The organism is Streptomyces sp. NPDC085927 (genome assembly GCF_044540975.1).
Taxonomy (GTDB): Bacteria; Actinomycetota; Actinomycetes; order Streptomycetales; family Streptomycetaceae; genus Streptomyces; species Streptomyces hirsutus.
This window is the reverse complement of record NZ_JBITSN010000016.1, coordinates 122,941-144,233: the sequence shown is the minus strand read 5'-3', so window position 1 is coordinate 144,233 and position 21,293 is coordinate 122,941. Positions and strand designations below refer to the sequence as shown.

Genomic DNA, 21,293 nt, shown 5'->3' with positions numbered 1-21,293 from the left:
CGGTCTCCTGACTCAGCCCTTGATGCCGGTCTGTGCGATGCCCTGGACGAGCCAGCGCTGGAGGAACAGGAAGACGCAGACCAGGGGCAGGATGGATATGGCCGTGGCCATGAAGATCAGATGGAAGTTGACGGTCTGGTTGGTCATGTAGGAGGAGAGGGCGACCTGGACCGTCCAGGCGCTCGGGTCCTGGCCGATGACGAGCGGCCACAGGAAGGAGTTCCAGCCGCTGATGAAGGTGATCGTCGCGATGGCGGCGAAGAAGTTCAGCGAGTTCGGAACGACGACACGCCAGTACGCGCCCCAGTGGCCGAGCCCGTCCACCCGTGCCGCCTCCTCCAGCTCTCGGGGGAACCCCAGGAAGTACTGCCGGAAGAGGAAGCAGGTGAAACCGCTGAAGAGGCCAGGAATGATCAGACCCCGGTAGCTGTCCACCCAGCCGAGGGACGACACGAGCACGAAACTGGGCACGAAGGTGACCGCCGTCGGCACCATCAGGGTCCCCAGAACGGCGTAGAAGACCTTGTTGGCGTGCCGGTACGGGATGCGGGCCAGCCCGTATCCGGCGAGCGAGCAGACCAGCAGGGTGCCGACGGTGTGCAGGATCCCGACGACCGCCGAGTTCCACAGCGACCGGGCGAAGTCGACCGTCGGGTCGTCGAACGGCTCGGTGATGTTGCCCCACTGGATGTCCGAGGGGAAGAACGCCCACTCCTCGCCGGTGATCTCGGGATCGGTGGACAGGGCGTTGCGGACGATCAGGTAGAAGGGGACGAGGAAGAGGAGTGCGGCGAGGCAGGTAGCGGCGTACAGGCCCGCGGACCCGGGCAAGCTGCCGCGCGGACCGCCCGGTCTGCCCGTTCTGCCCGCGGGGCGTCCCGGTCGCCGGGGCGGTCCCTCCGTCCCGGGTTCCGCCGTCTTCGGTGCGGGTGTGTCGGCGGTCACCTGGTGTCCTCCCCCCGGCCGAAGCCCATGAACCGGCCCTGCAGCAGCGTCACCAGGCAGATCAGCAGCGTGAGGATCAGAGCGCCCGCGCTGCCCGCGCCGTAGTCCTGGTTGTCGCCCAGGGCCTTGTAGTACAGCTCGACCAGCGGCGGGCGCCCCCACGTGGTCTTGTTCAGCAGGTTGAAGAACTCGTCGAAGGCCTGATAGGCGGCCACGAGCAGCAGCAGGATCACGGCCGTCGACGTCGCGCGCAGCTGCGGCAGGGTGATGTACCGGAACGTCTGCCAGCCGGGCCCGGCCCCGTCGATGGCGGCCGCCTCGTACAGCTCGCGCGGGATGTTCTGCAGCGCGGCCAGGAACAGGATCATGTAGAAGCCGGCCTGGAGCCACAGCCGCACGGTCACGATGACCAGCCAGTACCAGGGCGGGTTCGGGTCGGCCAGCCACGCGGTGTCGTCCACGCCGAACACGCCGAGCACGGTGTTCGCCAGTCCGAAGCGGACCCCGTTGAAGAGGGACATCTTCCAGATGAGCGAGGCGGCGACATAACTCACCGCCGTCGGCAGGAAGAAGACCGAGCGGAAGAAGGCCCGCATGAACCGCAGCCGGTTCACCGCCAGCGCGAGCGCCAGCGACAGCGCCCAGGTGGTCGGGACGATGAGCGCCGCGAACACCGTGAAGGTGCCGAGGGAGCCCATGAACCGGTCGTCCGTCAGCATGAGCCGGTAGTTCTCGAAGCCGACGAAGTCGCTGGGCGTGACGGTGAACCGGGCCTCGAAGAAGGACAGCCACGCGCTCCACAGGATCGGCACGTAGACGAAGATCAGCAGGCCGAGGAGGAAGGGCCCGGTGAACAGCCAGAAGTTGAAGGTGCTGCCGGTCCACAGCGGGCGCCGCGGCCGGGGGGAGCCCTTGGCCGGGGCGGGGCGGGCGGCACCGCGCGCGGTGGTGGTCGACATCTCGTCGCTTCCCGTCCGCGGTCTATCCGAACAGCTTCTGCAGTTCGCGGTCGACCGTCGCGTCGGCCTTGTCGAGCGCGCTCTGAGGGTCACCGCCCTTGCGGACGCAGTCGGCGAGGACGTCCTCCAGGGCGGTGATCATGGCTTGTGTCCAGCCGATGTTGTCGAAGTGCCCGAACTCGTTGAACAGCCTGACGCCCTCGGCCGGCAGGCCCGACTTGAGCTTGTCGGCGGACCGGGCGATCGAGGTGCGCGGCGGGATGTGGAATCCGTAGGAGAGGGACCAGTCCTCCTGGTACTCCTTCCGGTCGATCCACAGCCACTTCACGTACTCCTTGGCCGCCTCGACGTTCTTGCCCTTCGCGTTGACGAACATCGACCAGCCGCCGTTGGTGACCGCCTGCTTGCCCGTGTCGGTGACCTTCGGGAAGGGGAAGATCCCGAGATCGTCGCCGAGCGCCTGCTGCATCTGCGGCATCGCCCACATGCCGCACCACTGGATGGCGGTGAGCCCCTGGTTGAGCGCGGAGGGGTCCCAGAAGTCGGTCGGCGCGTCGAGCAGCAGATCGCCGCTGGTGAAGAGCTTGCGCAGGGTACGGAAACCCCCGACCACTCCGTCCGTGTGGTAGGCGATCTCGTTCTTCTCGTCGAGGGTGTCGGCGCCGGACGCCCAGATCATCGGGTTGACGATCGGGTGCAGGGTGTTGCCCAGGTAGATGCCCTTGACCTTGTCCGTGGTCAACTCCGCTGCTGTCGCCAAGAGTTCGTCGAGCGTGGCGGGGACGCCGACACCCGCCTTCTCGAACATCGACTTGCGGTAGAAGAAGAACTGCGGATCGTCGATCATCCGGACCCCGTAGATCTTCCCGTCGACGGTGTGCGACTGGATGTCGGCCGGGTTGAAGTCGTCCTTCACCGGCTCGACCAGGTCGGTCAGGTCCGCCACCTGGCCGCTCTTGACGAGCTGGATCTGCGGATGGAACTCGAAGACGTCCGGGGCCTTGTCGGTGAGCAGGGAGGCGAACAGTTTGCTCTCGAAGTTGGAGCCCGTGATCCACTGCGTGGTCACGTCGGCCTCCTCGTAGGCCTTGGCGTAACGCCTGATGGCCTGTTCGGTGCCGGCCTCGCCGTACGCGTGGAAGTACTGGACCAGGCGCTTGCCCGACCCCGGTCCGCCGTCCCGGCCGGTGTTGCCGCCGCACGCGGCGAGCCCGCCGGCGGCAGCCAGACCCATGGCCGCCCGCAGTACGGAACGGCGGTCCCAGTGGTGAGTACTCAATGCCGACATGTCGACGTCCTTGTCTCGAGTACGGCTCGAAAGGCAGGTGGGGCGGGCGGGGCGGGGGCCCGGACGGACGCGGGGAAGTGCAGGCGGCGCCGGCGGTACGGGGCGGTGCACGCGGAGCAGCGGGATCTGCGGTGAACGGCGGACGGCTTCCGGCGGTGGTGCGGCAAAGGGCGCGGAAACGCCTGCGGTGCCGGACGTTAACCTTCGGCTAAGGCTTCGGCAAGGGGTTGGGCAAAGCCCGCACGAAGCGTTGCGCACCGTTCGGGATGACGAACAAGCCGACGGGGCAAGGGCGTTGAGGCTCGCGGCGCAGATGGTGCGAGGGGTGTTACGGCTTGCCGGAGCCGGAGCCGGAGCCGGAGCCGGAGCCGGAGCCGGAGCCGGAGCCGGAGCCGGAGCCGGAGCCGCGGGCTCGTGTGGCCGTGTGGGCGCGCGTGCCGTTGCCCCTGCGTGCCGTCTGCAACGCGCCCTCCAGCGCGAACGTCGCCGCGCCCAGGCAGACCGGATCGGTGGGAATCGGGGAGAGCACGATCCGGGTGGCGGCCAGCGGGCGGCGCAGCGTGTGCCGGGTGACGGCCTCGCGCACCGCGTCGAGCAGGGGCTCGCCGAACGCGGCCGCGACCCAGCTGCTGAGCACGACCACCTCCGGGTTGAACAGGTTGATCAGGCCGGCGATCCCGGCACCGACGTAACGGGCGGTGTCCTCGAGGACCCTGACCGCCACCGGGTCGCCCGAGGCCACCCCCCGCGCCAGGGCGTCGACCGTGGCCGTCTGGTCGTCGGGACGCAGCAGCGGGCTGTGCGGGCTCACCTCCCGCAGGTTCAGCATGATCCCCGGCGCACCGGTGTACGTCTCCATGCAGCCGCGATTGCCGCAGTGGCACGGACGCCCGTCCAGGACGAGCGTGGTGTGCCCCCACTCGCCGGCGCTGTTGCTGACCCCCCGGTGCACCCCGCCGCCCAGGACCAGCCCGGCGCCCACCCCGGTCCCGAGGTTGACCACCACCGCGTCACCGCGCCCGCGCGCCGCCCCGAACCACAGCTCGGCCACCGCGCAGGCGCGCAACGGGTTGTCCAGGTACAGCGGGTGGGAGATCCGCTCGGCGAGGAGGTCCCGCAGCGGCACGTCGTGCCAGTCCCAGTTCGGCGCGTACTCGGAGACGCCGGTGGCGCGGTCCACCTGGCCCGGCACACTCACCCCGGCCCCGAGCACCCGCGCGGACTCGATGCCGGCCCGCTCCACCACCGAGCCGACCGCCGAGGCCACATGGTTCACGACCTGCTCGGGCCGGTTCTCGCCGGGGCGCATCTTCTCTTCGGCGCGGGCCAGCACGTTCAGCGCCAGGTCGAACAGCTCGACCCGGACGTACGTCTCGGCGAGGTCGACGCCGATCAGGGCGCCGCCCGCCGCGTCGACGGCCACCAGACCGCGCGGCCGGCCGCCGGCCGAGTCCTCGAACCCGACCTCGGTGATCATGCCGAGGTCGAGCAGCTCGCCGACGAGGGTGGCGACCGTCGCGAGACTGAGCCCGGTGGCGGCCGCCAGCTCCTGCCGTGAGGTGGGGGACTCGGCGATGATCTGGCGCAGTACCTCGTAGCGGTTGGCGGTACGGATGTCCCGCGAGGTGCGCTTCACCGGAGGTGCCCCCATCCCTGCCGTGCCGGGCGGCCTCGGCACCGGCGCGCGGCAAGGCTATGGCCGGTGCCGGTGTTCGACAAGGGGTTCGGAAAGGGGCTGTACGAAGGGGGGCGGAGCCGGTCGGACGGTCAGTCGCCCAGGACGTCCCGCACGAACGCGTTGCTGAACTTGCCCTCCGGGTCCAGCGACCGGGCCAGGGCCCGGAAGTCACCCAGCCGCGGGTAACGGGCACGGAGCTCGGCCACCGGGGTGGTGAACACCTTCCCCCAGTGCGGCCGCGCGTCGAAGGGGGCCAGTGCCTCCTCCAGCCGCCGGACCACGGGCAGCACCGCGGGCGTGTCGGCGACCCAGGTGAAGTGGGCGGCCACGGTGTTCCGGTCGTAGGAAGGGCTCAGCCACTGGTCGTCGGCGGCCACGGTCCGCACCTCGCAGGTCTGCAGCACGGGGGCGACCGTCTCCCGGATCCCGTTGATCGCGTGCAGCATGTCGACGGCGAACCGGCGCGGCAGCAGATACTCCGACTGCAGTTCCGCCCCGCTGCTCGGCGTGAACTCCGCGCGGAAGTGCGGCAGCCGCTCGTGCCAGGCCCCCGGCACGCCGAACTGGTCCGTGCAGTTGATCGCCGGCATGCCCGGCACCGGGTGCAGCTTTTCGGTGGCGGGCGTCGCCCAGGGGAACTCCGGCAGCGGCTGGTCCGTACGCCGCTTCACCCACACCTGCCGGAACCCCGGCGCCGCCCAGTCGGTGAACAGACTCACGCTGTAGGCGGCCGACATCACCGTCTCGAAGAGGCCGGAGTCCAGCCCGGCCAGCGGCAGCTCGGTGAACAGGTGCTGCTCGACGTCGAACCCCGGCTCCAGGTCCAGAGTGAGCGCCGTGACGACGCCCAGCGCTCCGAGCGAGGTGACCGCCCCGCCGAACCGGGCCTCGTCCTCACGGCCTATCCGTATCGCCGAACCGTCCGCCGTGACCAGCTCCACCTCGCGCACCGCCGAGGAGAGCGGACCGTTACCGACCCCGGAGCCGTGCGTGCCGGTGGCGACCGAACCGGCCACCGAGATGTGCGGCAGCGACGCCATGTTCGGCAGCGCGAGCCCCCGCTCGTGCACCCGGCGGGCCAGCTCCGAGTACCGCACGCCGCCGCCCACCCGTACCGTCCGGGCCGTCGTGTCCACGTCGACCTGGGCGGGCAGGCCCTCGAGCGAGAGCAGGACGCCGGTCTCGCCCGGCTCGGCGATCTCGTTGAAGGAGTGCCCGCTGCCCAGGGCCCGCACCCGGCTGCTCCCGGCGACCAGCGCGCGCAGCGCGTCCAGGGTGTGCGGGCGGTGCAGCTCCTTGGCGGCGTACGTGATGTTGCCCGCCCAGTTGGTCACGGTCCCGGTCATCTGAGTCCTTTCGTGGAAACTCCCGCCTTCAGAGGGGGAGGAAACGAAACTCCTGCGGAGCAGGACATCGAGCGGGCTTCCGCCGTCAAGGCGGAAAACCGTGCCCTGACCGGCAGATTTGATACTCACAGGCAGCCCGCTAGTTTGTGAGCGTGACCACTGCGTGCGTGAAGCGGGCGTTCAAATACCGCTTCCATCCGACCGGTGCGCAGGCGGCCGAACTGTCGCGCACGTTCGGATGCGTGCGGAAGGTCTACAACCTGGCGCTGGCGGCCCGCACCGAGGCGTGGGCGCGGCAGGAGCGGGTCAACTACAACCAGACGTCGGCGTTGCTGACGGCCTGGAAGAAGACCGAGGAACTCGCCTACCTGAACGAGGTCTCCTCGGTCCCGCTCCAGCAGTGCCTGCGCCACCTGCAGATGGCGTTCACCAGCTTCTTCGGCAAGCGAGCGAAGTATCCGCGCTTCAAGTCGAAGAAGAAGTCCCGGAAGTCCGCCGAGTACACCACCAGCGGGTTCCGCTACCGAAACGGGCGGCTGACGCTGGCGAAGATGACGGAACCGCTGGACATCGTGTGGTCCCGGCCGCTGCCGGAGGGAGCGCAGCCGTCCACGGCGACCGTCTCGCAGGACGCGGCCGGGCGCTGGTTCGTGTCCCTGTTGTGCGAGGACTCCACCGTCCGGCCGCTTCCCGCCACCGATACGGCGGTCGGTATCGACGTGGGCCTGGACCACCTGCTGACCCTCTCGACCGGGGAGAAGATCACCAATCCCCGGCATGAGCGCCGCGACCGCGCCCGTCTGGCCAGGGCCCAGCGGGAGCTGTCGCGGAAGGCGAAGGGCTCGGCGAACCGTGAGAAGGCCCGGCGCAAGGTCGCCCGCATCCATGCCCGCATCGCTGACCGCAGGCGTGACGCGCTGCACAAGCTGACCACTCGACTCGTGCGTGAGAACCAAACGCTCGTGATCGAGGACCTGGCCGTGCGCAACATGGTCAGGAACCGGAACCTGGCCCGCGCCATCAGTGATGCCGCGTGGTCGCAGTTCCGGAGCATGCTGGAGTACAAGGCCGCCTGGTACGGGCGGGACGTCGTGGCCGTGGACCGCTTCTTTCCCTCCTCCAAGCTGTGTTCCCACTGCGGCGCCCTGCAGGACAGGCTGCCGCTGCAGGTCCGCACCTGGACCTGTGACTGCGGCGCGACCCATGACCGGGACGTGAATGCAGCGCAGAACCTTCTGGCCGTCGGACTGACGGTGTCGGCCTGTGGAGCCGGTGTAAGACCTCAACGGAGAACTCCGGGCGGGCAGTCGGCAGTGAAGCAGGAAACCCCACGGCGCGAGCCGTAGGAATCCCCCTCCTTCAGGAGGGGGAGGAAGTCAACGGTCGTCCTTCCCCCGAGGTGCGGGACCGAAGAGGTCCCCGCCGGAATTTATCGCGGGCCCCGGGGTACGCGTCGCCCGGTCCGCCTTCCCGCACCACGCGAGGCGCGCACGGGGCGCCGCACGGCACCGAAGGCCGTCGGGTGCCCCGGAGGACGTACTGTCTTCGCAGGTCGGGGGAGTGCCCCGCGTCACGTCGGGGGCCCCGGCACCACGGACCGGGGGGCGGGGGCATACCGTGAGGAGTCGTACGTCCGAGCCGGGAGTCGTACGTCCGAGCCGGAAGGAGACACGGGATGGGCAGCGGCAGCCGTACCGCGCTGGTCGAGGATCTGATGGAGCGGTTCCCGCATGTACCGCGCGAGGCCGTTTTCAAGGAGGACCTGCTCCGGGGCGGGGTCGCCTTCGATCCGTCCGCCCTCAGCGACAACGAGAAGGGCGAGGTCAAGCCGAAGTCGTACTTCATCTTCTCCTTCGACCACGGCACCCTGCCCGAGCTGGGTGAGGCCGCGCTGCGGCGCCCGCCCGAGGAGATCATCCTCACCGGCGGCCCCTACGACCTGCGCCGCACCGTCGTCTCGGTCCGGGTGAACCCCTCCTCCCCGTACCGGGTCGCCGCGAACGAGGACGGGGTCCTCGGCCTCTACCTCGACGGGAAGCGCATCTCGGACGTCGGCGTGCCGCCGATGCCCGAGTACTACCGGCACACCCTCTCCAACGGGAAGTCGGTCATGGAGGTGGCCCCGACCATCCAGTGGGGCTACCTGATCTACCTGACCGTCTTCCGGGTCTGCCAGTACTTCGGCGCCAAGGAGGAGTGCCAGTACTGCGACATCAACCACAACTGGCGCCAGCACAAGGCGGCCGGCCGCCCCTACACCGGGGTCAAGGACGTCGAGGAGGTCCTCGAGGCCCTGGAGATCATCGACCGCTACGACACGGCGAAGGCGTCCACCGCCTACACGCTGACCGGCGGCGCGATCACCAAGACCGTCTCCGGACGCGACGAGGCCGACTTCTATGGCCACTACGCCAAGGCCATCGAGGAGCGCTTCCCCGGCCGCTGGATCGGCAAGGTCGTCGCCCAGGCGCTGCCCCGGGACGACGTGCAGCGCTTCAAGGACCACGGCGTGCAGATCTACCACCCCAACTACGAGGTGTGGGACGAGTACCTGTTCAAGATGTACTGCCCCGGCAAGGAGCGCTACGTCGGCCGCGACGAGTGGCACAAGCGCATCCTGGACTCCGCGGACATCTTCGGCGCGCGCAATGTGATCCCCAACTTCGTGGCGGGCGTGGAGATGGCCGAGCCGTTCGGCTTCAAGACGGTCGACGAGGCCATCGCCTCCACCACCGAGGGGCTGCGCTTCTTCATGTCGCACGGCATCACGCCCCGCTTCACCACCTGGTGCCCCGAGCCGACCACCCCGCTCGGCAAGGCCAACCCGCAGGGCGCGCCGCTGGAGTACCACATCCGGCTGCTCGAGGCCTACCGCGCGACGATGGACGACTTCGGCCTGGCCTCGCCCCCCGGCTACGGTGAGCCCGGACCGGGCCGCGCGGTGTTCTCCGTCAGCTCCTTCATGGACAGCCTCCCGGCGCAGGAGCCCGTCGAGGCGTGAGACCCGTGAGGGCCGCCGAGAGGGCCGCGAGGGCCTGAGACGGCTCAGGGGAAGAAGCGAAGAAGCAGAGGAAACAGGGAAGGCCGGAACCGAGACGTTCCGGCCTTCCTTGCGTATTCTCCGGCGAGGGGCGCACGCGAGGGGCGCGTACGCGGGCGCCGTGCTGCCCGAAGCGGAGACAGTGCTTGTCAGTTGTGTCGAGATCGTGAAAAGCTCGTCCATCGCCCCGAGGACCTCCAACTGTGCCGCCAATGCGGCGAGTTGACCTCGTTCGTGGATGCAGGAGACTCATGCCCGACCTGCCGGCCCCCCAGGACGCCACCGAGACAGCCCTGTTCTCGGAGTGCTGGGACGCGGTGCTCTCGTACGCCGATCTCTGCACGGCCGGCTCCACCGCCGCCGCGCAACTCGCGCGGGAAGCGTTCGCACAAGGCATACGAGAGGTGCGCGAGGCGGAGGCGGGCACCGTGCGCGGCACCGGCCGCCGATCGTCCCGGCTGCCCCGAATACCGCTGCTGCTGGCTGCCGTTCGCGCCACCGCGGCGGACTGGGAGGACATCGGCCAGGGACACCGGCTCGATCCCGGCCTGCGGCTGTGGCTCCACTCCGACCAGGCCGCCCGTTACACCGGCCCGCCGCTGAGCCGTCCGGTCGCCCTGCGCGGACTGCGCGATCTGCAGCAGGCCGACGCCGAACTGCTCTGGCTGGCCGAGGCGGAGTCCCTGCCCCTGCCCCTGGTGGCCCGCCGGCTCGGCCTCGACCCCGCCACCGCAGCCGACGAACTCGCCCAGGTCCGCCGCCTGTTCCGGGACCGCTGCCACCGCAACCACCTCGACTCCCCGATGGACGCCGAGTGCCGCAGCTACGCCCGGCTGCTGGACGCCGTCACCCGCTCACCCGCCGCCGACACCCCCGACGACCTGTCCCGGCACCTCGCCACCTGCGTGCAGTGCGCGGAGGCCGCGGCCTGCCTCCGGCTGCACGGCGGCGGGCTGCCCGTCGCGCTCACCGGCGGGGTCATCGGCTGGGGCGGTCTCGCCTACCTGGAGCGCCGCCGCCGCGCGACCGAGGCGCGCCTCGGCCCCGGCCGCCCCGACGCGGGCGGCACCCCCGCCGACGGACCGGACCGGACGCGGGTCGTCCGGGGCGGGCTGATGGCCGCCGCCGTCCTGGTGTCGGGGCTCGCGCTCACGGTCTCCCTCATGCAGTTCGGCGGCGCGGAGGCCGACAGCGCGACCCGCTCCGACGCCGACCGCCAGGCGGTGGCCGACCCGGACCTGTACCCGCCCGCGGGCCCCGGTGCCCCACCCGCCCCGGCCTCGGAGACCGCTCCCTCCGACGGCGGGAAACCACCTGCCGGCACCACCTCCGACGACCGCGCCCCGGACCGGCCGGCCCCCGGCAACGACGACGCCGCCGACCCCCATCCCGACCCCGAACCCCAGGGCAGTACCTCCGCCACGGCCTCCCCGCCCCGGACCACCGCGCCCGGCGAGCCGGCCGTCTGCCACGCCACGTACGACCCGGGCAACCAGTGGCCCGACGGCTTCCAGGCCACCGTGACCGTCACCACGACAGAGCCCCTCGACTCCTGGCGCGTCGCCTTCACCTTCCGGGACGGCCAGCGCGTGACCCAGATGTGGGACGCAGAGGCGAGCCAGAAGGGATCCCGCGTCACCGCCACCGCCGCCGGCTACAACAAGACGGTCCCCGCCGGCGGAAAAATCGCCTTCGGCTTCCTCGCGTCCTGGACCGGCAAGAACTCCCCACCCACCGGCATCACCCTCAACGACCGCCCCTGCGCGACCGGGTGACCCGGCCGGCGGCACGTCCGGGACGGGCCGGGCTGCGCGGTTTTTCTCCCGAGGGCGGGTGCGGAAAAGGGTTGGCCGTCCGCGTGGCTCTCCCTCTAGGCTGTGGTCGGAAGTGAGCAGGAGCCGTCGGCTGCTGTCGTTGTTGGTGCGTGTGCGGTGAAAGGGAGGTGTGACCGATGACTGTCTCCGTGATGGGTGCTGCCTGCATCCGGACGTTCGTTCATCCCACCTCCGTGGCCCTCGGCTGACACCTCTTCTTCCGCCGCGTCCGTGACGCGCGCTGCCGGGGCCGCCCTTCGAAGGGTTTCCCTTGAACTTCTCCTCTTCTGTCCCGGCTTCTTCGCACGCTCTCGCTCCCCTCGGCTGGGACGAGGAATGGGAGGCCGTGTTCTCCTCGTACGGCGCGCAGGGGCTGGTGCCCGGCCGTGTGGTGCGGGTCGACCGTGGGCAGTGCGACGTCGTCACCGGTGACGGGACCGTGCGGGCCGACACCGCGTTCGTCACTCCGCACGACCCCCTGAGGGTCGTGTGCACCGGGGACTGGGTCGCCGTCGACCCGGCCGGGAGCACGCCGAGGTACGTGCGGACGTACCTGCCGCGGCGTACCGCCTTCGTGCGGTCCACCTCCTCCAAGCGGTCCGAGGGACAGATCCTCGCCGCCAACATCGACCACGTCCTCATCGCGGTCCCGCTCGCCGTCGAGCTGGACCTGGCCCGCATCGAACGCTTCCTCGCGCTCGCCTGGGAGTCGGGGGCGCAGCCGGTGGTGGTGCTCACCAAGGCCGACCTCGTGCCGGACCCGGTGACGCTGGGGCACCTGGTCCAGGACGTGGAGACCAGCGCGCCCGGCGTGCCGGTGCTCACCGTCAGCGCACAGGACGGGGCCGGGGTCGACGTCCTCACCGCGGTCGCCGCCGGCACCACGTCCGTACTGATCGGCCAGTCCGGCGCCGGCAAGTCCACCCTCGCCAACGCGCTCCTCGGCGAGGACGTGATGGACGTACGGGCCACCCGCGACGTCGACGGCAAGGGCCGGCACACCACCACCACCCGCAACCTGCTCGCCCTGCCCGGCGGGGGAGTCCTCATCGACACCCCGGGCCTGCGGGGCGTCGGCCTCTGGGACGCCGGCAGCGGCGTCGGCCAGGTGTTCTCCGAGATCGAGGAGTTCGCCGAGGACTGCCGCTTCCACGACTGCGCCCACGAGAGCGAGCCGGGCTGCGCGGTCCTCGAGGCCATCGAGACCGGCGCCCTTGCGGAACGCAGGCTGGAGAGCTACCGCAAGCTGCTCCGGGAGAACCGGCGCATCGTCGCCAAGACCGACGCACGCCTGCGCGCGGAGATCCGCAAGGACTGGAAACGGAAGGGGGCGATGGGCAGGGCCGCCATGGAGGCGAAGAGGGGCGGTGGCAGGCCGTTCTAGCGTCCGCCCCCGGCAGGTTCCGGCTCCGGCGGCGCACCTCCGTCCGCGGCCTGTCCGCCGGCTGCTCACCTTCATGTCCGATTTCCGCCAGCCGGGTCCCTCCGGCGGGCGGAGACTGGACGGTGTGATGGACGAGGACAGCAGGTACGAGGCGGTGCGCAGCCGGGACGGACGGTTCGACGGGGCGTTCTTCTTCGCTGTGGGGACGACCGGGATCTACTGCCGTCCCAGCTGCCCCGCGGTCACGCCCAAGCGGCACAACGTGCGGTTCTTCCCGACCGCCGCCGCCGCGCAGGGCGCCGGATTCCGGGCCTGCCGGCGGTGCCGCCCGGACGCCGTCCCCGGCTCCGCCGAGTGGAACGTACGCGCCGACGTCGTGGGCCGGGCCGTGCGACTGATCGCCGACGGCGTCGTCGACCGCGAAGGCGTCGCCGGACTGGCCGCACGGCTCGGCTACAGCGCCCGCCAGGTGCAGCGCCAGCTCACCGGCGAACTCGGCGCCGGGCCCGTCGCACTCGCACGGGCGCAGCGCGCGCACACCGCGCGCGTGCTCCTGCAGACCACCGGACTCCCGGTCACCGAGATCGCCTTCGCCGCCGGATTCGCCAGCGTGCGGCAGTTCAACGACACCGTCCGGGCCGTGTACGCCGCCACTCCCAGTGGACTGCGGGCCACCGCGCCCCGCGGCGGCCCGGCCGGCCGCCGCACCGCCACCCCCGCCGCCGGCATCCCCCTGCGTCTCGCCCACCGCGGCCCGTACCGGCCCGGCCCCGTCTTCGACCTGCTGGAACGCGAGGCCGTCGAGGGCATCGAGGACGTGACCGGCACCCCGGGCGCCCGCACCTACCGGCGCACCCTGAAACTCCCGTACGGCACCGGCATCACCGCCGTCGACGAACGCCCCGGCACCGCGCGCACCGGCTCCGGCGCCCACCCCGGCGGCTGGCTCGACGCCCGGATCCACCTCACCGACCTCCGCGACCTGACCACCGCCGTACAGCGGCTGCGCCGCCTGTTCGACCTGGACGCGGACCCGTACGCCGTCGACGAACGGCTCGGCGCCGACACGCGGCTCGCCCCGCTGGTCGCCGCCCGGCCGGGACTGCGCTCACCGGGCACCACCGACCCCGACGAACTCGCGGTACGGGCCCTGGTGGGCCGCGACCGGGCCGCACGCCTGGTCCAGCGGTACGGCAAGACGCTCGACGCCCCCTGCGGCACCCTCACCCACCTCTTCCCCGAACCGGCCGCCCTCGCCGGCGCCGAACCCGAAGGCCCCCTGGGCGCGCTCACCACCGCCCTCGCCGACGGCACCGTACGGCTCGACCCCGGTGCCGACCGGGACACGGCCGCGGACGCCCTGCTCGGTGTTCCGGGCCTGGACGCCCGTACCATCGCCGGGATCCGCACCCGTGCCCTCGGCGACCCCGACGTGGCCCCGCCCGGCCCCGACCTGCCCGACAGCTGGCGCCCCTGGCGCTCATACGCCCTGAACCACCTGCGCGCGGCAGGGGAGTTGGAGTACCCATGAACACCACGACATCCACCACGACACCCACTACGACACTCACCCCGACGGGCACGATGACGAGCACGACGACCAGCGGTGCGGCTGCCGTGGACACCTACTGGACCAGTGTCGACAGCCCCCTCGGGACGCTGCTGCTCACCGCCGGCCCGGACGGGGCGCTGACCTCGCTCTCCGTGCCCGGGCAGAAGGGCGGGCGCAGCATGCGGGAGGCCTGGCGGCAGGACCCGGGACCGTTCCGCGCGGCCGAGGAGCAGCTCGCCGCGTACTTCGCCGGTGAGCTCAGGGACTTCCGGCTGCCGCTGCTCACCGCCGGCACCCCCTTCCGGGAGAAGGTCTGGGCCGCGCTCGACGACGTCCCCTACGGGGCGACCGTGTCCTACGGCGAGATCGCCGCGCGGATCGGTGCGCCCCGGGCCGCCCTACGGGCCGTCGGCGGGGCGATCGGAGCGAACCCGCTGCTGATCGTGCGCCCCTGCCACCGGGTGATCGGCGCCGACGGGTCACTGACCGGGTACGCGGGCGGCCTGGACCGCAAGATCCACCTGCTCACCCACGAAGGGGTGCTCCGTCCGTAACCGGGCCCGGCCCCGGTGGCCCGGCCCCGGTGGCCCGGCCCCGGTGGCCCGGCCCCGGTGGCCCGGCCCCGGTGGCCCGGGGCCGGTGGCCGGTGGGTTTCAGCCCCAGATCACCGCGCCGAGCCACGCCGCCGTGATCAGCAGGCAGGTGAACAGCTCGATCAGTACGCTCCAGCCGCCCGAGCGCATCGCCGTACGCGTCGCCGTCACCGCTTCGCCGTGGCGGCCCAGGCGGATCCGCTCGCAGGCGTAGATCCCGGCCACGAAACCGGGGACCGCGCCCAGCACGGGCACCAGCACGAAGCCCAGGAGCGACCCCGCGCCCGCGTACGCCAGCACCCGGCCGTCGATGCCGCCGGTCCGCAGCCGGCGGGACGGCAGGGTCCAGCGGACCACCTGGGAGAGGAACAGGACGACCGTCGCCCCGACGAGCACCCCCCACGCCACGGGCCGCGGGTCCTTCAGCGCCCACCACATGATCGCGGCCCACACCAGCCACGACCCCGGCGCCCCGGGCAGCAGTACTCCGCACAGACCGAACAGGATCACCAGTCCGGTCAGCAGGAGATCCCACGCTCCCATCTGTCCAGGGTGCCGGAGGACGGCGGGAGGCGCAGACCGGATGCGGGGGACGCGCACCGGCCCTCGCGTCGGCCCCTCGTATCGAACGGACGTGCCTCCGTGGGCCCCGAGTGGCCGGTGTGCCGCGTGCCGCACGGTGCCGGGAACGGATTTCCTGATGCTCCGTTTCCATCGGGCCCACGCGGTGGACAATTCAAGGTATGAGCGAGCAGGGAGGCAGGTCCACCGGTCACGAGGACGCCTGGTGGGGGCAGTTGTACGACGGCGCCACCGGTGACACGGGCTCCGCACCCGCACCCGATTCCCTGGACGACCGCTTCGACTCGGCGGCGGACACGGTGAACGAGGCGGTCGGCGGCCCGGTGGACAGTCCGGTGGACGACCCGGCGGACGTGGAGTCCTCCGCGGGGGGCTCCTCCGGCGCCCCGTCACCTGCTCCGAGGCCGGTGGCCGGAGGTGGGACGCCTCCCGTGCGGCCGCCCGGCACACAGCGGTCCGGCGGCCGGACGCCCCGCCCGCCGGAAGGGCCGCCGCCGGCATGGCCCCCGCTGGGCCGTACGGCCTCGGCGACCGGCTTTCCCGCCCCGCCCGACCCCACCCCCGCTCCCACGCTCACCGACGCTCCCGCCGACCCCCGTGCCCCGCGCCCCGTCCGGCCCGCGGAGCCGCCCTCGCCGCGCGGCCACGTGGGATCCCGGCCGCCCACCTACGACGCCGAGCCCACCACGCTGCCCGCCGCCGACCCCCACGAACTGGACGACCTGGTCCCGGACACCGTGCTCGACGGAGCCCGGTACGGGGCCTGCACCCTGCGGGCCGCCTCCGTGCGCGGCGACTCCGCGCGGTACCGGGGCGAACTGCGGCGGGACGCCCTGCTGACCGCCCGGTTCGGCAGCGGGGACCGGGCCCTGGTGCTGGTGGCGGTCGCCACCGGCGTACGGGGCGCCCCCGGCGCCCACCGCGCGGCCGCCGAGGCCTGCCGGTGGATCGGCAAGGCGGTGGGCCTCAGCCACGCCCGCCTCGCCGAGGACATCAGGGCCGGCCGGCGCGGCGACCTCAAGTCGGGGCTGCACCGCCTCACCGACCGTACCCTCGGCAGGCTCCGGGCGGGTGCCGCGGAGCAGGGCCTCGACCCCGAGGCGTACGCGGCCACCCTGCGCTGCCTGCTGCTGCCCGCAGACCCCGAATGCCGCACCCGCGTCTTCTTCGGTGTCGGCGACGGCGGACTGTTCCGGCTGCGGGACGGGGCATGGCAGGACATCGAACCGAAGGCCGCCGAGGTCAGGGGCGGGGCCGTCCTCGGCTTCGGCTCGCCGCCCTCCGAGACCCCCGAGGGCGACCGGCTCACCATGGACCTCGGCATACCGACGCCCCCGAGCCCGTACGAGCCCGCCCCCGAACCCCCGCGGGAACCCTTCCGCTTCCGTACGTCCATCGCCCGCGAGGGCGACACCCTCCTGCTGTGCAGTCCGGGCCTCGCCGACCCGCTGCGCGGCGAGGACGAACTCGGCGCCCACCTGGCCACGCGGTGGTCCCGTCCCGAACCGCCCGGTCTCGCCGCGTTCCTCGCCGACACCCAGGTACGGGTCAAGGGGTACGCGGACGACCGCACGGCCGCCGCCGTCTGGGAGGCGTGAGCGCTCAGGGTGTGACTCCATGGAACCCGAACGGAGAACCGGGGATTCACGGACACCGAAGGGGCACCCGGGAACCATGGCCAAACAGAACGTCGCGGAACAGTTCGTCGACATCCTGACCCGCGCGGGAGTCAAGCGCCTCTACGGCGTCGTCGGCGACAGCCTCAACCCCGTCGTCGACGCGGTGCGCCGCAACTCCGCCATCGACTGGGTCCACGTCCGGCACGAGGAGACCGCCGCCTTCGCCGCCGGCGCCGAGGCGCAGATCACCGGCAGGCTCACCGCCTGCGCCGGCTCCTCCGGGCCCGGCAACCTCCACCTCATCAACGGGCTGTACGACGCCCACCGGTCCATGGCCCCGGTCCTCGCCCTCGCCTCGCACATCCCGTCCAGCGAGATCGGCCTCGGCTACTTCCAGGAGACCCATCCCGACCAGCTGTTCCGCGAGTGCAGCCACTACAGCGAGATGATCTCCAGTCCGAAGCAGATGCCCCGGCTGCTGGACACCGCCATCCAGCACGCGGTCGGCCGCTCCGGGGTCAGCGTCGTCGCCCTCCCCGGCGACATCGCCGACGAGCCCGCCCCGGAGCAGGCCCCCGAGACCGCCCTCGTCACCTCCCGGCCCACGGTCCGCCCCGGCGACGCCGAGATCGACCGCCTCGTCGACATGATCGACGAGGCCGAGAAGGTCACCCTGTTCTGCGGCGCCGGCACGAGGGGCGCGCACGCCGAGGTCATGGAGTTCGCCCAGAAGATCAAGTCCCCGGTCGGGCACGCCCTGCGCGGCAAGGAGTGGATCCAGTACGACAACCCGTACGACGTCGGCATGAGCGGGCTGCTCGGCTACGGTGCCGCCTACGAGGCCACCCACGAGTGCGACCTGCTGATCCTGCTCGGCACCGACTTCCCGTACAACGCCTTCCTCCCCGACGACGTGAAGATCGTCCAGGTCGACGTGCGGCCCGAGCACCTGGGCCGGCGCACGAAGCTGGACCTGGCGGTGTGGGGCGACGCGCGGGAGACGCTGCGCTGCCTGATCCCGCGGGTCCGGGCCAAGGAGAACCGGAAGTTCCTCGACCGGATGCTGAAGAAGCACGCGGACGCGCTGGAGGGGGTGGTGAAGGCGTACACGCGCAAGGTGGACAAGCACGTGCCGATCCACCCCGAGTACGCGGCCGCCGTCCTGGACGAACTCGCCGACGAAGACGCGGTGTTCACCGTCGACACCGGGATGTGCAATGTCTGGGCCGCCCGTTACATCTCGCCCAACGGCCGCCGCCGGGTCATCGGCTCGTTCTCCCACGGCTCGATGGCGAACGCGCTGCCCATGGCGATCGGGGCGCAGTTCACCGACCGGGGCCGGCAGGTCGTGTCGATGTCCGGCGACGGCGGGTTCTCCATGCTGATGGGGGACTTCCTCACCCTGGTCCAGTACGACCTGCCGGTGAAGGTGGTCCTGTTCAACAACTCCTCCCTCAGCATGGTCGAGTTGGAGATGCTGGTCGCCGGACTGCCGTCGCACGGCACCGGCATGAAGAACCCCGACTTCGCCGCCGTCGCCCGCGCCTGCGGCGCCCACGGGGTCCGCGTGGAGAAACCGAAGGAACTCGCCGGGGCGCTGAAGGCCGCGTTCAAGCACAAGGGGCCGGCCCTCGTCGACATCGTCACCGACCCCAACGCGCTGTCCATCCCGCCGAAGATCAGCAAGGAGATGGTGACCGGCTTCGCCCTGTCCGCCTCCAAGATGGTGCTGGACGGAGGGGTCGGCCGGATGGCGCAGATGGCACGGTCCAACCTGCGCAACATTCCGCGCCCGTGACGGCGGCGGCCCGGAACGCGGGCGCTCAGCCCGCGCGGGGCGCCCAGCGGCGATGGGAGGTGTCGTACTCGTAGCGGGGCAGCCCCTTGATCCCGCTGGTGCGGAACGGACGGCCGTCGTCGTCGATCCGGACGGTCCCGGAGCGGCCGCCCGAGGACCAGTCCAGCTCCAGGTACCAGCGGCAGTCGCAGTCCGCGGTCGTGGCGGTCACCTCCAGCACCTCCGGGTCCTTCGCGGAGACCCGGTAGGGCATGCGGACCGCCGGGATCGGCGTACCGGCGTCGTTCCCGGCGACCGCGCGGGCGATCGGCGTACCGGCGTCGTTCCCGGCGACCGCGCGGGCGATCGGCCGGTCCTTGTCCAGGTCCACCGCGAAGTACCGCGGGGTGAGGGCACCGCCGCACCCCTGGTCCATGGCGTACGCGTTGCCCGGAGCGGGATCGGTGCGGCCGGTCACCCGGACCCGCAGTGCCGTGAGGACGACGGCCGTGTCCGACGTCCCCTGCACGGACAGTTTCACGATCGTCTCGCCTCCGTGCACCGCCGCCTGCGTCGCCACCCAGGTACCGGCGTCCTGGGGGACCGGGGGCGGCGGCACCTGGGCGGGCGGCTTGGCGACGACGTAGTCGTGACCGCAGCCGAAGGCCCAGGCATGGGAGTCGACGGTCCAGGCGAGAGGCGTACCGGCGGGCGCGGAGGAACCCCCGGACGAGCCCCCGGACGAACCTTTGGGGCCGCTCCCTCCGGCATTTCCGGAGGCGTCACCGGAAGCGGCCGGGCCGGACGGCTCGCGCCCGGTTCCGGAGCCGTCCGGTGTGCGCTCCGGGCGGCCGGACGAGGGGGAGGCGGAGGGGGGCGGCGACGAGGCACGCAGACCCGGCGCCGTGGGGTCCGCGGAGGCGGTCGGCACGGAGTCGGCGGTGGCCCGGCTGCGGTCGTCGGGGGAGGGGCGGTGACCGTCGGGCAGCGCGGCCAGCGTGCCCACGGTGGCGAGTAACGCACACGCGACGGCCAGGACCCCCGCCACGCGTTTGCGCCGGTACCAGGGGCGGGGGAGGGGGCGGCCGGCCGGGGAGTGGGGACCGATGACGATGCCCGTGTCCAGGAGGGGGTGATCGGGGCCGGTGGCGCCGGCGGAGGACGGCGTGTCCACACCTTCCGCCGCGGTCTTCGTCTCCGCTTCGGACGCGGCCTTCGTCTCCGGCTCCGCGGCCGCGTCGGCGTCGCCCTCCGCTTCCGGCTCGGCCCCCGTCGCCGTCTCTCCCGCTCGCGGTCGTTGCCGTGCCGCGACGGCCAGGAGCCAGTGGCGGTGGAGCTCCAGGCGTTCCGCGCCCGACGCCCCGCACAGGGCGGCGAAGCGTTCCACCGGGGCGAAGTCGAGGGGGACCGCCTCGCCCGCGCAGTAGCGGTGCAGCGTGGAGGTGTTCATGTTCAGGCGGCGGGCCAGCGAGCCGTAACTGCGGTCCGTGCGTTCCTTCAGCTCCCGCAGCCGAGCCGCGAACTCCGCCACGTCGTCCTGTGCCGACACCTTCACCCCGCACACACTCGTTGGGCCGAACGGGCCCGGGACGGTATCCCAGGCACCTCATATACCTGCACGTCAGACGGGCTGGGATGGTTCCATGCCCGGGGAACGACCGCCGACGCTTGCGCCGGCCACCCGGGACGGCGGATGCTCCTGGTGTCGCCCCGACGGCCACCGGACGGACCATCCGGGCCATCCCGGCAGCACCCGCATCCAACCACGCACTCCTCACGGGGGACACCCATGCCCATGCGCACCCGGGCCGCCGCGCTCTCGGTCATCTCCGTCATCACCCTCGCCGCCGTCACGTCGCTCACCGGGCCGGCCGGAGCCGCGCCGTCCACGGGCACCGCTCCGAAGGCGAAGGCCGCCACGCCCAAGTTCCTCGCGGCGTCCCAGCTGCCGCCGCACCCGTCGTCCGAGTGGACGGCGGGACCCGTCACCGACGGCTTCCCGGTCGAACTCGCCTACTGTCTGGGCGAAGACGGCATCCCTGCCTACGACTACCGGCACCGGGTCTTCCACACCGAGCTGGACGCGGGTGCGGTGCAGGCCACGGTCGTGACGGGCTCGGCCGCCAAGGGCAAGGCGCTGGCCGCCCTGATCAACAAGAGGATCCGTTCCTGCGCGGACCGCATCGAGCGGTCCGACCCGGAGATCGAGGCCGAGGGCCGGTACTACGGCTCGCTGCCGGTCGAGGAGGGCGCGCAGGTCCACGGACTGCACACCAACGCCTCCTGGGGCGCCACCGACATCCACCTGCTGTCGGTGGGACGGGACGGCAGGACGGTCACCCTCGTGAGCTGGGGGCAGATGGGCGACTTCGACGACGCCCCGGTGGCCGCTTTCAAGAAGACGACGACCAAGGCCGTCGACAAGCTGTACTGACACCGGAAGGACATGGCCAAAACGCCACTGTCCGAAAGGAACTGCCCGGAAGGGCATGGTCCGCAAGGGGCCGCACGACCACCGCGAAGCCGGGGTCGTCCTCTCGCCACGGGGGTCGGGAGGACGGCCCCGCACACGTGTGTGGCCGTCGAAGTTCGGCCAATAACCGGCCTTGACGGTGCCGCATGACTGGCGCGTGGGTGACGGGGCATGGATTCCCACGGACGTGTTCGAGCCGCAGGGGGAATCGACACCGGAACGCGGGCGGGGGCCATGAGAAGG

16 protein-coding genes are annotated in these 21,293 nt (G+C 71.9%); 9 read left to right on the top strand and 7 right to left on the bottom strand.

Annotated elements, in window-relative coordinates; genetic code table 11:
• Positions 1 to 12 precede the first annotated feature (12 nt).
• The 5 genes from ACIF80_RS31345 to ACIF80_RS31325 form a co-directional block, all read right to left on the bottom strand.
• The gene (locus ACIF80_RS31345) at positions 13 to 831 is read right to left on the bottom strand and encodes a carbohydrate ABC transporter permease (RefSeq protein WP_399810751.1); all 819 of its coding nucleotides are present in this window, start codon (positions 829 to 831) and stop codon (positions 13 to 15) included.
• A gap of 110 nt (positions 832 to 941) precedes the next feature.
• Positions 942 to 1,904: a carbohydrate ABC transporter permease gene (locus ACIF80_RS31340; RefSeq protein ID WP_399810749.1), complete on the bottom strand. Its 963-nt coding sequence runs from the start codon at positions 1,902 to 1,904 to the stop codon at positions 942 to 944.
• A 22-nt stretch (positions 1,905 to 1,926) separates the two neighbouring features.
• Entirely contained in the window at positions 1,927 to 3,192 is a 1,266-nt protein-coding gene (locus ACIF80_RS31335) for an ABC transporter substrate-binding protein (RefSeq protein ID WP_399810747.1), read from the bottom strand.
• Between the two features lie 328 nt (positions 3,193 to 3,520).
• Positions 3,521 to 4,843, bottom strand: coding sequence for an ROK family transcriptional regulator (locus tag ACIF80_RS31330; protein WP_399810745.1), 1,323 nt, complete (start codon positions 4,841 to 4,843; stop codon positions 3,521 to 3,523).
• A gap of 116 nt (positions 4,844 to 4,959) precedes the next feature.
• Entirely contained in the window at positions 4,960 to 6,216 is a 1,257-nt protein-coding gene (locus ACIF80_RS31325) for an FAD-binding protein (protein ID WP_399810743.1), read from the bottom strand.
• 146 nt (positions 6,217 to 6,362) lie between these two features.
• On the opposite strand from ACIF80_RS31325, the gene ACIF80_RS31320 reads away from it, so the two are divergent.
• From ACIF80_RS31320 to ACIF80_RS31295, 6 genes are all read left to right on the top strand, one after another.
• Complete coding sequence (locus tag ACIF80_RS31320; protein WP_399810742.1) at positions 6,363 to 7,562, top strand: RNA-guided endonuclease InsQ/TnpB family protein; 1,200 nt, start codon at positions 6,363 to 6,365, stop codon at positions 7,560 to 7,562.
• Positions 7,563 to 7,891: 329 nt separating this feature from the next.
• Positions 7,892 to 9,217 carry a radical SAM protein gene (locus ACIF80_RS31315; RefSeq protein WP_399810740.1) on the top strand — a complete coding sequence of 442 codons (1,326 nt, stop codon included), beginning with the start codon at positions 7,892 to 7,894 and terminating at the stop codon, positions 9,215 to 9,217.
• A 290-nt stretch (positions 9,218 to 9,507) separates the two neighbouring features.
• Entirely contained in the window at positions 9,508 to 11,031 is a 1,524-nt protein-coding gene (locus ACIF80_RS31310) for a cellulose binding domain-containing protein (protein WP_399810738.1), read from the top strand.
• A gap of 310 nt (positions 11,032 to 11,341) precedes the next feature.
• On the top strand, positions 11,342 to 12,454 hold the full coding sequence (rsgA, locus tag ACIF80_RS31305; RefSeq protein ID WP_399810737.1) for a ribosome small subunit-dependent GTPase A: 1,113 nt from the start codon (positions 11,342 to 11,344) through the stop codon (positions 12,452 to 12,454).
• 73 nt (positions 12,455 to 12,527) lie between these two features.
• On the top strand, positions 12,528 to 13,985 hold the full coding sequence (locus ACIF80_RS31300; RefSeq protein ID WP_399810735.1) for a bifunctional transcriptional activator/DNA repair enzyme AdaA: 1,458 nt from the start codon (positions 12,528 to 12,530) through the stop codon (positions 13,983 to 13,985).
• 53 nt (positions 13,986 to 14,038) lie between these two features.
• Complete coding sequence (locus tag ACIF80_RS31295; protein WP_399810854.1) at positions 14,039 to 14,560, top strand: methylated-DNA--[protein]-cysteine S-methyltransferase; 522 nt, start codon at positions 14,039 to 14,041, stop codon at positions 14,558 to 14,560.
• Positions 14,561 to 14,659: 99 nt separating this feature from the next.
• Here the strand turns inward: ACIF80_RS31295 and ACIF80_RS31290 are convergent, their stop codons facing one another.
• Positions 14,660 to 15,142 carry a DUF456 domain-containing protein gene (locus ACIF80_RS31290; protein ID WP_399810733.1) on the bottom strand — a complete coding sequence of 161 codons (483 nt, stop codon included), beginning with the start codon at positions 15,140 to 15,142 and terminating at the stop codon, positions 14,660 to 14,662.
• Between the two features lie 200 nt (positions 15,143 to 15,342).
• Between ACIF80_RS31290 and ACIF80_RS31285 the strand changes: the two genes are divergently transcribed.
• Both ACIF80_RS31285 and ACIF80_RS31280 read left to right on the top strand, forming a co-directional pair.
• Positions 15,343 to 16,779 carry a protein phosphatase 2C domain-containing protein gene (locus ACIF80_RS31285; protein WP_399810732.1) on the top strand — a complete coding sequence of 479 codons (1,437 nt, stop codon included), beginning with the start codon at positions 15,343 to 15,345 and terminating at the stop codon, positions 16,777 to 16,779.
• A gap of 76 nt (positions 16,780 to 16,855) precedes the next feature.
• A complete protein-coding gene (locus ACIF80_RS31280) occupies positions 16,856 to 18,598 on the top strand; it encodes a pyruvate dehydrogenase (RefSeq protein ID WP_399810730.1) in 1,743 nt (580 codons plus the stop codon).
• Between the two features lie 25 nt (positions 18,599 to 18,623).
• Here the strand turns inward: ACIF80_RS31280 and ACIF80_RS31275 are convergent, their stop codons facing one another.
• Positions 18,624 to 20,132 (bottom strand): helix-turn-helix domain-containing protein, encoded by a 1,509-nt coding sequence (locus tag ACIF80_RS31275; protein ID WP_399810728.1) that lies wholly within the window; start codon positions 20,130 to 20,132, stop codon positions 18,624 to 18,626.
• 234 nt (positions 20,133 to 20,366) lie between these two features.
• On the opposite strand from ACIF80_RS31275, the gene ACIF80_RS31270 reads away from it, so the two are divergent.
• Positions 20,367 to 21,011 carry a hypothetical protein gene (locus tag ACIF80_RS31270; protein WP_399810727.1) on the top strand — a complete coding sequence of 215 codons (645 nt, stop codon included), beginning with the start codon at positions 20,367 to 20,369 and terminating at the stop codon, positions 21,009 to 21,011.
• Positions 21,012 to 21,293: the final 282 nt, after the last annotated feature.

Excerpts from the sequence above, each read along its gene's own strand:
- ACIF80_RS31310 (WP_399810738.1), top strand. The coding sequence starts at position 9,508 with ATGCCCGACCTGCCGGCCCCCCAGGACGCCACCGAGACAGCCCTGTTC.
- ACIF80_RS31270 (WP_399810727.1), top strand. The coding sequence starts at position 20,367 with ATGCCCATGCGCACCCGGGCCGCCGCGCTCTCGGTCATCTCCGTCATC.
- ACIF80_RS31325 (WP_399810743.1), bottom strand. The coding sequence starts at position 6,216 with ATGACCGGGACCGTGACCAACTGGGCGGGCAACATCACGTACGCCGCC.
- ACIF80_RS31280 (WP_399810730.1), top strand. The coding sequence starts at position 16,856 with ATGGCCAAACAGAACGTCGCGGAACAGTTCGTCGACATCCTGACCCGC.
- ACIF80_RS31285 (WP_399810732.1), top strand. The coding sequence starts at position 15,343 with ATGAGCGAGCAGGGAGGCAGGTCCACCGGTCACGAGGACGCCTGGTGG.
- ACIF80_RS31295 (WP_399810854.1), top strand. The coding sequence starts at position 14,039 with ATGACGAGCACGACGACCAGCGGTGCGGCTGCCGTGGACACCTACTGG.
- ACIF80_RS31330 (WP_399810745.1), bottom strand. The coding sequence starts at position 4,843 with ATGGGGGCACCTCCGGTGAAGCGCACCTCGCGGGACATCCGTACCGCC.
- ACIF80_RS31340 (WP_399810749.1), bottom strand. The coding sequence starts at position 1,904 with ATGTCGACCACCACCGCGCGCGGTGCCGCCCGCCCCGCCCCGGCCAAG.
- ACIF80_RS31300 (WP_399810735.1), top strand. The coding sequence starts at position 12,528 with ATGTCCGATTTCCGCCAGCCGGGTCCCTCCGGCGGGCGGAGACTGGAC.
- ACIF80_RS31290 (WP_399810733.1), bottom strand. The coding sequence starts at position 15,142 with ATGGGAGCGTGGGATCTCCTGCTGACCGGACTGGTGATCCTGTTCGGT.
- ACIF80_RS31315 (WP_399810740.1), top strand. The coding sequence starts at position 7,892 with ATGGGCAGCGGCAGCCGTACCGCGCTGGTCGAGGATCTGATGGAGCGG.
- ACIF80_RS31335 (WP_399810747.1), bottom strand. The coding sequence starts at position 3,192 with ATGTCGGCATTGAGTACTCACCACTGGGACCGCCGTTCCGTACTGCGG.